Origin of the sequence: Lactobacillus sp. HMSC08B12 (assembly GCF_001808415.1) — a bacterium.
Lineage (GTDB): Bacteria > Bacillota > Bacilli > Lactobacillales > Lactobacillaceae > Lactobacillus > Lactobacillus delbrueckii.
Genome location: NZ_KV793143.1, coordinates 1 through 9,959 on the forward strand (window position 1 = coordinate 1; position 9,959 = coordinate 9,959).

At 51.8% G+C, this 9,959-nt stretch carries 6 protein-coding genes and 1 pseudogene; 6 read left to right on the forward strand and 1 reads right to left on the reverse strand.

The features are described 5' to 3' along the window. Positions 1-183 (forward strand): annotated as a pseudogene (locus HMPREF3168_RS10125) (hypothetical protein); the annotation flags it as partial. Between the two features lie 94 nt (positions 184-277). On the opposite strand, the gene HMPREF3168_RS04340 reads toward HMPREF3168_RS10125, so the two are convergent. Beyond that, positions 278-2,209: an ABC-F family ATP-binding cassette domain-containing protein gene (locus HMPREF3168_RS04340; RefSeq protein ID WP_070488632.1), complete on the reverse strand. Its 1,932-nt coding sequence runs from the start codon at positions 2,207-2,209 to the stop codon at positions 278-280. Positions 2,210-2,500: 291 nt separating this feature from the next. On the opposite strand from HMPREF3168_RS04340, the gene HMPREF3168_RS04345 reads away from it, so the two are divergent. The 5 genes from HMPREF3168_RS04345 to mutL all read left to right on the forward strand — a co-directional run bounded on the left by HMPREF3168_RS04345 (position 2,501) and on the right by mutL (position 9,942). Next, positions 2,501-3,187, forward strand: a complete 687-nt coding sequence (locus tag HMPREF3168_RS04345) for a redox-sensing transcriptional repressor Rex (RefSeq protein WP_002876556.1) — start codon at positions 2,501-2,503, stop codon at positions 3,185-3,187. 155 nt (positions 3,188-3,342) lie between these two features. Then, positions 3,343-3,627, forward strand: a complete 285-nt coding sequence (groES, locus tag HMPREF3168_RS04350; protein WP_003611028.1) for a co-chaperone GroES — start codon at positions 3,343-3,345, stop codon at positions 3,625-3,627. A gap of 22 nt (positions 3,628-3,649) precedes the next feature. Beyond that, positions 3,650-5,263 carry a chaperonin GroEL gene (gene groL, locus HMPREF3168_RS04355; RefSeq protein ID WP_070488634.1) on the forward strand — a complete coding sequence of 538 codons (1,614 nt, stop codon included), beginning with the start codon at positions 3,650-3,652 and terminating at the stop codon, positions 5,261-5,263. A gap of 138 nt (positions 5,264-5,401) precedes the next feature. Beyond that, positions 5,402-7,972, forward strand: a complete 2,571-nt coding sequence (gene mutS / locus HMPREF3168_RS04360; RefSeq protein ID WP_070488636.1) for a DNA mismatch repair protein MutS — start codon at positions 5,402-5,404, stop codon at positions 7,970-7,972. Then, entirely contained in the window at positions 7,972-9,942 is a 1,971-nt protein-coding gene (gene mutL / locus HMPREF3168_RS04365; protein ID WP_070488638.1) for a DNA mismatch repair endonuclease MutL, read from the forward strand. Before mutS ends, mutL begins: the two co-directional genes overlap by 1 nt. The last annotated feature ends 17 nt before the right edge of the window (positions 9,943-9,959 follow it).

Sequence of the window (9,959 nt, forward strand, 5' to 3'; positions counted from 1 at the left end):
GTGTTCAGTTTAATTTTACAATCGGCGACCTTAATGGGCACCACCAAATTGAACGTACAGCCTATGGCTATTCTAATTTCACTCACCTTTTGAAAAGGATCAGACTAGAGCAGAACATCATTTGCTTCAAAAAAAGCACTAAACAGACGTGTTCTGTTTAGTGCCTTCATCAAACATATGTAAGATTTCTTGACAAGCATCAGTAAGATTTGACAAAGAGCCAACAAAAATTACCAAAAGAAAAATGACTGAATCTTTGATTCAGTCATTTTTTTGCTTATTCAAATTCTTCCAGGGCCAAGGAGTAGTCTTCCCAGTCTTGGCTTAATTGGGCAATCTTTTCCTGCACCGCTGTGAGCTCTTCTTGCAGCGGCCCTAACTTGCTGAAGTCAGCGGCAATGGCTGGATCAGCCATTTGCTCTTGGAGGTCAGCTTCTTGCTGTTCTAGCTTGGCAATGTCTTTTTCTGCTTGCTCAACCTGTCTTTGCAGCTTCCGCTTTTCGGAATCGCGCTTTTTCTGCTCTTGGTAAGACAGCTTGCTTTCGCTGACATTTTTGGCAGGAGCAAGATCACTATTTGCTTCTTGACTAGCAGCCATATTTTCAGCGGCTTCTTCCTTGGCCTTTTCGTTCAAGTAGTAAGTGTAGTTGCCTTCATAGATTTTGGCCTGTCCGTCTTTAGCGACGACGATCTTGTTGGCCAGTTTGTTGATGAAGTAGCGGTCGTGGGAAACGAAGAGGAGGGTGCCGTCGTAATCGGCCAAAGCTTTTTCCAAAACTTCCTTGGCGTCTAGGTCCAAGTGGTTGGTCGGTTCGTCCATCAAAAGGAAGTTGTTGTGTTCCATGGACAAGACGGTCAGGGTCAAGCGGGCTCTTTGCCCCCCGGACAGCTGGCTGACCTGCTTGTCAATGTCCTTGGCCGTGAACAAAAAGCTGGCTAGGATGGACCGGATGTCCTTTTCGTTCATGTCCTTGTGCCGGTCCCAGATGGTATCGATCACGGTCTTAGAATAGTCTAATCCCTGCAGTTCCTGGTCATAGTAGCCGATGTCCAGGCTGGCCCCGTACTTGATGGCCCCGCTCTTAACCGGCAGCTGCTTCATGACGGTCTTTAAAAGGGTGGACTTGCCGATCCCGTTTTGGCCAATGATGGCCACCCGGTCACCCTTATTGATCTGGAAGGAGATGTCCTTAAGCATGGTCTTGTCTGGATAGCCAACGGCCAGGTCCTTCAAGATCAAGACTTCCTTGCCTGACGGCCGGGCGCTGTCAAACTTGATCCGGACTTTTGACTTGTGCTTTGGCGGGTCGACCAGTTCCATTTTCTCCAGGGCCTTGCGCCGGCTTTGGGCCTGCTTGGTGGTGGAAGCGCGGACGATGTTCTTTTGGATGAACTCTTCTTCTCGCTTGATCTCTTCCTGCTGCTTTTCATAAGCGGCTTCTTGCTGCTGGTCGCGCAGTTCTCTTTGCGCCAGGTACTGGCTGTAGTTGCCCTTAAAGACAGTCAGTTCCCCATGCTGGAGTTCAAAAATCTGCGTAGCCAGGTGGTCTAAGAAGTACTGGTCGTGGGAAACCGTCAGGATGGCGCCAGGGTAGTTCTTAAGGAAGGCTTCCAGCCAGTCCAAAGTATCCAGGTCCAGGTAGTTGGTCGGTTCGTCCAAAAGCAGGAGCGGGGGCTTCTTTAAAAGGAGCTTGACGAAACTGAGCCGGGTCTTTTCCCCGCCGGACAGGCTGGCAATCTGCTTGTTCCAGGTCGCTTCCGGGAAGTTGAAGCCGTTGAGCATGCTCTTGATTTCGGCCTGGTAGGTATAGCCGCCGGCTTGTTCAAAATTATACTGGGCCTGGTCCAGGCGGCGCAGAAGCTCTTCGTCTTCCGGATGGTCGGCGATGGCGTACTGCAGCTTCTCCAGCTGCTGGCCCTGGTCGATCAAGGGCTGGAAGACCGTCAGCATCTCTTCCCAGATCGACTTCTCTTCGTCAAAGTCGTGCTCCTGGGCGATGTAGCCAAGCTCGATCCCCTTGTTGACGGTAAATTCCCCCTGGCTGGCTTCCTGGCGGCCGGTCATGATCTTTAAAAGGGTCGTTTTCCCGGCCCCATTTGGCCCGACCAGGCCGATCCGGGCATTGTTCTCAATTGAAAAGTTTACCTTGCTGAATATAGGAGCAGCCCCGAAGCGTTGCTCCAAATTGTGTCCTTGTGCTATTATCATATTTTTTCACCTTGAAACATTGTACCATGCAAAAGGCTTGCCTGCCGCCAGCCAGGCTGATTTTCCCTTTCTTTTCCGCTTCTTTTTCCCTCCTTTTATTTTTCCTTTTTCTTTAAAGAAAATGCCGGAAGCGCTGATCTCTTAATCAATTTGTGAAAAAGTTCAATAAAAAGGATTTTACGGCAAATATTGTGAAAATACGACTTGCCAAGGACTGGTAAAAATGGGTATCATAGTAGAAGATTGATTAGAGATTCACATTCACAAAATAAAAACTGGAGGCATCTTTTTATGAACAACAAATTTAGAATTCCCAAGGCTACTGCCAAAAGATTGCCGCTATATTACCGCTACTTGCTGCTTTTGAATGATGAAGGCAAAGACAAGGTTTCTTCAACTGAACTGGCGGAAGCCGTTCAAGTCGACAGCGCTTCAATCCGCCGGGACTTTTCTTACTTCGGTGCCCTGGGCAAGCGGGGCTACGGCTACGACGTCAAGAACCTGCTCAGCTTCTTTAAGAAGATCCTCAACCAGGACACTTTGACCAATGTTGCCCTGGTCGGGGTCGGCAACCTGGGTCATGCCCTTTTGAACTACAACTTCAAGCGCAGCAACAATATCAGAATTTCCTGCGCCTTCGACATCAACCCGGAAATCACCGGCAAGATCACCCAGGGGGTCCCGGTTTACTCAATGGATGAAATGAAGCAGCAGATCGCTGACCAGCAGATCCGGATCGCTATCTTGACCGTTCCCCAGGCGACGGCCCAGAAGACGGCTGATGAAATGATCGAAGCCGGGATCAAGGGGATCATGAACTTTACCCCGATCCGCCTGTCCGCCCCAAACGGGGTCCGGATTCAAAACGTCGACCTGGCTACCGAATTGCAGACCTTGATCTACTTCCTTGACTCTGACGAAATGATCAAGAAGCAGCTGGAAGAGCGGAAAAAGGCCATGAACAACACGAATAAATAAGGAAAACAGCACTTTTTAGCACTCTCGACTAAAAAGTGCTATTTTTCTCTTGCCTTTTTTGAAAAAAGGGATTATTATCATAGTTGTAAGTTAGCACTTGATTAAGATGAGTGCTAAAGAATTTCTAAAGACAATTAATTTCAGGAGGGAATAACGTGTTACAACCAATTGGAGATCGCGTGATCGTTGAAGTTAAAGAAGCTGAAGAACAAACCGTTGGTGGCATCGTACTTGCTTCCAACGCTAAGGAAAAGCCAATCCAAGGCAAGGTTGTTGCCGTAGGCGGCGGCCTGTACGCGGAAGATGGCAGCAAGCTTCCTATGACCGTCCAAGAGGGCGATGAAGTTTTATACGATAAGTATTCTGGTACCAAGGTCAAGTACGAAGGCAAGGAATACTTAGTCCTTCATGAAAAAGACATTTTGGCAATCGTTAAGTAATTTAAGGAGTGTGAATTAAAAAATGGCAAAAGACATCAAGTTTTCAGAAGACGCAAGACGTTCACTTTTAAACGGGGTTAACAAGCTGGCCAACACGGTCAAGACGACCTTGGGGCCTAAGGGCAGAAACGTTGTTTTGGAACAAAGCTACGGCGCCCCAACGATTACCAACGACGGCGTGACCATCGCCAAGGCAATTGAACTGGAAGACCACTACGAAAACATAGGGGCCAAGCTGGTTGCTGAAGCTGCGTCAAAGACCAACGACATCGCTGGTGACGGTACGACCACGGCCACTGTTTTGACCCAAGCCATCGTGCAAGAAGGGATGAAGAACGTGGTTGCCGGGGCTAACCCAGTTGGCATTCGCCGCGGGATTGAAAAGGCCACCCAAGCAGCCGTTGACCAATTGCACAAGAACAGCCACGAAGTTTCCAGCCGGGACCAAATTGCCCAAGTTGCTTCAATCTCAAGTGCTTCAAAGGAAATCGGCGACTTGATCGCTGAAGCCATGGAAAAGGTCGGCAATGACGGTGTTATCACCATTGAAGACTCCCGCGGGATCGAAACTGAACTGAGCGTGGTTGAAGGGATGCAATTCGACCGCGGCTACCTGTCCCAATACATGGTAACGGACAACGACAAGATGGAAGCTGACTTGGAAAACCCATACATCTTGATCACTGACAAGAAGATTTCCAACATCCAGGACATCTTGCCAATGTTGCAGGAAATCGTGCAACAAGGCCGCTCACTCCTGATCATCGCTGATGACGTGACTGGCGAAGCTTTGCCAACTCTTGTTTTGAACAAGATCCGCGGTACCTTCAACGTTGTTGCTGTTAAGGCTCCTGGCTTTGGTGACCGCCGCAAGGAACAACTGGCTGACATCGCTGCTTTGACTGGCGGTACGGTAATTTCTGAAGACCTGGGCCTGGAACTCAAGGACACCCAGCTCAGCCAATTGGGTCAAGCCCGCCGGGTAACTATCACCAAGGACTCAACTACTATCGTTGACGGCTCTGGCGCTAAGGAAGCCATCCAAGAACGGGTTGACACCATCAGAAAGCAAATCGAAGACACTTCTTCTGACTTCGACAAGAAGAAGCTGCAAGAACGTCTGGCAAAGCTGACTGGCGGCGTAGCCGTAATCCACGTCGGTGCTGCTACTGAAACTGAACTCAAGGAACGCCGCTACCGGGTAGAAGACGCCTTGAACGCTACCCGTGCCGCTGTTGACGAAGGCTACGTAGCTGGTGGTGGTACTGCTTTGGTTAACGTTGAAGAAGCTGTTAAGGCAACCAAGGGTGACACTGCTGACGAACAAACCGGGATCAACATCGTGGCCCGCGCCTTGACTGCCCCAGTTCGCCAAATCGCTGAAAACGCCGGCCAAGAAGGCTCAGTCGTTGTTGACCACCTGCGCAAGGTTGACCCGGAAGTCGGCTACAACGCTTCTGAAGACAAGTATGTCAACATGATTGACGAAGGGATCATCGACCCAACCAAGGTGACCCGGTCAGCCCTGCAAAATGCCGCTTCAATCGCCGGCCTCTTGCTGACCACTGAAGCAGTTGTGGCAGAAATTCCGGAAGACAAGCCGGAGGCTGCTCCAGCTCAACCAGGCATGATGTAAAATACTGAAATTTAACACACACAAGAATTACTGTAAGAAGGGTCCAGCTTTGGCTGGGCTCTTTTTGCATGCAGACAAGGCAAGCAGGCCGGCGAAATGCTGTATAATTGAAAGCATACGATAAGCGAGGGAGTTTTTATGCCAAGAAAAGCCACGACTCCAATGATGGAGCAATATTACCAGATTAAAGACCAGTACCCGGATGCCTTTCTCTTCTACCGGGTGGGAGATTTTTACGAACTCTATGAAGACGATGCCATCAAGGGATCACAGATTTTAGAGTTGACCCTGACTCACCGGTCAAATAAGTCGGAAAACCCGATTCCCATGGCCGGGGTGCCCCACATGGCGGTTGATTCTTATGTCAACACTTTAGTGGAAAAAGGCTACAAGGTGGCCATCTGCGAGCAATTGGAAGACCCGAAGAAGGCCAAGGGGATGGTCAAGCGGGGGATCATCCAGCTGGTTACTCCCGGCACCAAGATGGCGCAGGGGCCAGACGACAGCCAGGAAAGCAACTACCTGACCAGCGTGGTTGAAAAGGCCGGCGGCTATGGCCTGGCTTACAGCGACCTGTCGACCGGAGAGATTTTTGCCACCCACGTCAAGCACTACGCCGAGGTGGTCAACGAGCTCCTGTCTTTGAGAACCCGGGAAGTCGTTCTTGCTGGCAAGCTTAGCGCCAGCGACCGGGACAGACTGCAAAAGGCCAACATCACCGTGTCTGAACCGGCAGAACTGGAAGGCGAGCACGCGGAAATTTCCTATGTCCAGCAGAAACTGACTGACTCTATGGAAAAAGCCGCCGTCCGCCAGCTGGTCGTTTACCTTTTGGCCACGCAGAAGCGGAGCCTGGCTCACCTGCAAGTGGCGGAAAGCTTTGAAATCGGCCAGTATTTACAGATGGCCAACACTGTCCAGCGGAATCTGGAACTGACCCAGTCAGCCACGACTGGCAGGAAGCAGGGCTCTTTATTCTGGGTTTTGGACAAGACCACCACGGCTATGGGGGGCCGGCTTTTAAAGCAGTGGCTGAGCCGGCCGCTCTTGTCTTTAGACCGGATTAAGCAGCGCCAGCAGATGGTGCAAGCCCTGTTGGACGACTACTTTACCAGGGAAAATATCGTTGACTCCTTGAAGGGAGTCTATGACCTGGAACGGTTGAGCGGCCGGGTGGCTTTTGGCAATGTCAACCCCCGTGAGCTCTTGCAACTGGCGAAAAGCCTGGAGGCGACCAAGCCGATCATCCAGGCCCTGGCCGAATCGGGCAATCCAGACCTGGAAAAATACGGGCAGGGGATCGACCCGCAAAGTGAACTTGCTGAGAGCATCACTAACTGCTTAGTTGACCAGCCGCCGATTTCGGCTAAAGACGGCGGCATTATCCGGGCCGGGGTCAGCGAGGACCTGGACAAGTACAGAGAAGCCATGAATGGCGGGAAAAAGTGGCTAGCCCAGATGGAAATGGAAGAGCGGCAGAGAACCGGGATCGACAATCTGAAGATCGGCTACAACCGGGTCTTTGGCTACTTCATCCAAGTCAGCAAGGGGAATGTCGCTAAAGTGCCCCAGGACCGCTACACCAGAAAGCAGACCCTGACCAATGCTGAGCGCTACATTACCCCGGAATTAAAGGAACACGAAAACTTGATCCTGGAAGCTGAGAGCCGGTCAACTGACCTGGAATACGAGCTCTTCAGCCAGCTGAGAGAGGCTGTCAAGGCCCATATCCCGGCCTTGCAGGAACTGGGCCGGCAATTGGCGGCCCTGGACGTCTTCGTGGCCTTTGCCCAGGATGCTGAAGAGAAAAATTACTGCCGGCCAAGTTTTTCCAGCAAAAACGAAATCGCCGTTAAGAACGGCCGCCACCCGGTTGTTGAGGCAGTTTTACCAGCTGGCTCCTATATCCCTAACGACCTGGTCATGGATGAAGACACCAGCATCTACCTCATCACGGGGCCAAACATGTCTGGTAAGAGCACCTACATGAGGCAGCTGGCCTTAATCGCCATCATGGCCCAGATCGGCTCCTTCGTCCCGGCAGACAGCGCCAAGCTGCCAGTTTTTGACCAGGTCTTCACCCGGATCGGGGCCGCTGACGACCTCTACTCCGGCAAGTCCACCTTCATGGTGGAAATGAGCGAGGCCAATGAGGCCCTCCAGCACGCTTCCAGCCGGTCTTTGGTCCTGTTTGACGAAATCGGCCGGGGGACGGCCACTTACGACGGGATGGCCTTGGCCGGGGCGATTATCAAGTACCTGCATGACAAGGTTGGCGCCAAGACCCTTTTTGCCACCCACTACCATGAACTGACTGAACTGGACGAAACCTTGCCGCACTTAAAGAACATCCACGTCGGAGCAACGGAAGAAAACGGCCAGCTGATCTTCCTGCACAAGATTTTGCCAGGACCAGCCGACCAGTCTTACGGGATCCACGTGGCCAAATTGGCTGGCCTACCGCGGGCCGTTTTAAGAGAAGCCTCCAGCATGCTCAAGCGCCTGGAAGCAGAAGGGGCCCGGGAGATCAACCCAAGCCGCCAGCAGCTGGACCTCTTCAGTCCGGTGGAAGTAGTGGAAGAGAACCCGCTCAAGGCGGAGCAGGAGGAACTGTTAGACGAGATCAGCCAGGTCAACTTGAATGAAAAGACGCCGCTGGAAGTCATGCAGCTGGTAGCTGACTGGCAGCAGGCCTTGAAGGAAGAATAATGGCGAAAATTCATGAACTTTCAGAAAATCTGACCAACCAGATCGCGGCCGGGGAAGTTATTGAGCGGCCGGCCAGCGTGGTCAAGGAACTGGTCGAAAACGCGATCGATGCCCAGGCCAGCCGGATCAGGGTTGAAGTCCAGCATTCGGGCTTAAAGCAGATTTCTGTCCAAGACAATGGCAGCGGGATTGCCCCGGACCAGGTTGACCTGGCTTTTATGCGGCACGCGACCAGCAAGATTCAAGATGAGCATGACTTGTTCAATATTGCGACCTTGGGCTTTAGAGGGGAAGCCCTAGCTTCCATCGCAGCCGTAGCCCATGTGGAAATTTTGACTTCAACTGACGGGCAGACGGCCACCCGGGCAGCTTTTGCCGGCGGGGTGAAAAAGTTCCAGGAAGATGCCGGCAGCGCTAAGGGAACCAAGATCACGGTCGGGGATATTTTTTACAATACTCCGGCCCGGCTGAAGTATCTGAAGAGCCCGAAGACTGAACTCTTGAAGATTGTGGATATTGTCAACCGGATTGCTCTGGGCCACCCGGAAATCAGCCTGACTTTGGCCAGCGACGGGAAAGTCTTGCTCAGAACGCCCGGTAACGGCAACTTAAAGCAGGACGTGGCCAATATTTATGGCCGCAAAGTCGCCGAAAAAATGCTGACTGTGGAAAATGAGGACCCGGACTTTACCCTCTATGGCCTGGTGTCAGAAGCAAACTTGACCCGGTCATCCCGCAACTTTATCTCGATTTTGCTCAATGGCCGCTACATCAAGAACTACCAGCTCTCCAGTGCCCTTTTGGACGGCTACGGCAACAAATTGGGAGGCAAGTACCCGATCGCGGTCTTGGCGATTGAGGCTGATCCCCTCTTAGTCGACGTCAACGTCCACCCGACTAAGGAAGAAGTCCGCCTGTCCAAGGAAAAAGAGCTCAGCCGCTTGATCACCAGTGCCGTGACTGAGGCTTTAATGGATGAGGACGAGGCCAGCCCGCTTTTTCAGCTGACTCCTTTTAAAGACAAGACCCAGTTGGACCAATTGGAATTCAACTTAAAACCAAACGTGGTAGACACCCGCCGGCCAGATGACTTCCAGCTGGAAGTCTCCCAGGTGGCTGAGCCGGAAGGCAAAACAGATATAACTAATAAAAAAGAAACAGAGTCAAAAGAAACAAAAGAAACAGCAGAGAAGAAAGAAAATAAACAAGAAGAGAAAGAAGAAAAAACTTCTGCTCCGGAATACGTGGACTTAAACCAGGTCAGAGAAGATGACCAATATGTCTTAACCAAGAGCTGGGGCCAGCATGTCAAGGAACAGACGGCCCTGCCGCCTTTTGCGGGCGGAGAGGAAGCCGCTAGCCCGGTCACGTCAAAGGCTGACCAGCTGCTAAGGCAACACCTGCCGGCCCTGCGCCTTTTGGGCCAGATGGGGGGATATCTCCTGGCTGAACACGGGGGCGACCTTTACCTGCTTGACCAGGTGGCGGCCAGAAGACGGCTGGAGTACGACCAGATTTTAGCCAGCCTGGAAAAAGACGAGAACTACCAGCAAGGCTTGCTTGAGCCTTTGGTCTTTGACTTCAGCGTCTATGACTACCAGAAATTAAAAGACCAGCTGCCCCTTTTGCGCCAGCTGGGCCTGGAGATGGAAGACTTTGGCCAGAACACCCTCTTGATGCACTCTTACCCAACCTGGCTGAAAGGGGAAGTCACCGTGCAGGTCAGGGAGCTCTTGGACCAGCTCTTGTCCAGCCGGGAAAACGATGGAAAAAGTCTCTTGAAGCTGGTGGCGGCTAAGGCGGCGGAAAGCAATGTTTCCCGCCGGGTCAATTTAACCGGCGCTGAAGCCGCCGATCTGCTGCTCCGTTTGCAGACGGCCAGCGACCCTTACCGGGATGCCAGCGGCCAGGTCGCCATCGTCCGCTTGAGCCAGAATGATTTAAGCAAGCTTTTTAAGAAAGGGAAGTGACTGTTAAAAAGTATTAA

Bases quoted from the DNA above. Each gene is read 5' to 3' on its own strand.
- mutL (WP_070488638.1), top strand. From the start codon at position 7,972: ATGGCGAAAATTCATGAACTTTCAGAAAATCTGACCAACCAGATCGCG.
- HMPREF3168_RS04340 (WP_070488632.1), bottom strand. From the start codon at position 2,209: ATGATAATAGCACAAGGACACAATTTGGAGCAACGCTTCGGGGCTGCT.
- groL (WP_070488634.1), top strand. From the start codon at position 3,650: ATGGCAAAAGACATCAAGTTTTCAGAAGACGCAAGACGTTCACTTTTA.
- mutS (WP_070488636.1), top strand. From the start codon at position 5,402: ATGCCAAGAAAAGCCACGACTCCAATGATGGAGCAATATTACCAGATT.
- HMPREF3168_RS04345 (WP_002876556.1), top strand. From the start codon at position 2,501: ATGAACAACAAATTTAGAATTCCCAAGGCTACTGCCAAAAGATTGCCG.